The following is a 627-nucleotide window of genomic DNA, read 5'->3' as shown; positions in this document are numbered from 1 at the left end:
TCGTCGATACGTGGTGGCAGACCGAGACCGGCGGCCACATGATCACGCCGCTGCCGGGCGCGACGCCGCTGGTGCCCGGCTCGTGCACGCTGCCGCTGCCGGGCATCATGGCCGCGATCGTCGATGAAACCGGGCAGGACGTGCCGAACGGGCAGGGCGGCATCCTCGTCGTGAAGCGTCCGTGGCCGTCGATGCTGCGCAATGTCTGGGGCGATCCGAAGCGCTATCAGACGAGCTATTTCCCCAAGGAACTCGGTGGCAGGCTGTATCTCGCGGGCGACGGCGCCGTGCGCGACAAGGACACCGGCTACTTCACGATCACGGGCCGCATCGACGACGTGCTGAACGTCTCGGGCCACCGGCTCGGCACGATGGAGATCGAGTCCGCGCTCGTGTCGAATCCGCTGGTCGCGGAAGCGGCGGTGGTGGGCCGTCCCGACGATACGACGGGCCAAGCCGTGGTCGCGTTCGTCGTGCTCAAGCAATCGCGTCCGGAGGGCGAGGAGAGCACGAGGATCGCAAACGAACTGCGCGCGCGGGTCGGGAAGGAGATCGGCCCGATCGCGAAGCCGAAGGACATCCTCTTCGGCGAGAACCTGCCGAAGACGCGTTCGGGCAAGATCATGC

1 protein-coding gene is annotated in these 627 nt (G+C 67.5%); it reads left to right on the top strand.

All coding sequences use genetic code 11. The features are described from left to right. The coding region (locus AWB67_RS39135; RefSeq protein ID WP_143746855.1) for an AMP-binding enzyme at positions 1-627 on the top strand (627 nt) is incomplete at both ends.

The sequence above is a fragment of the Caballeronia terrestris genome (genome assembly GCF_001544515.1).
GTDB classification, from domain to species: domain Bacteria; phylum Pseudomonadota; class Gammaproteobacteria; order Burkholderiales; family Burkholderiaceae; genus Caballeronia; species Caballeronia terrestris.
This window is presented reverse-complemented; position numbering and strand designations above follow the sequence as displayed.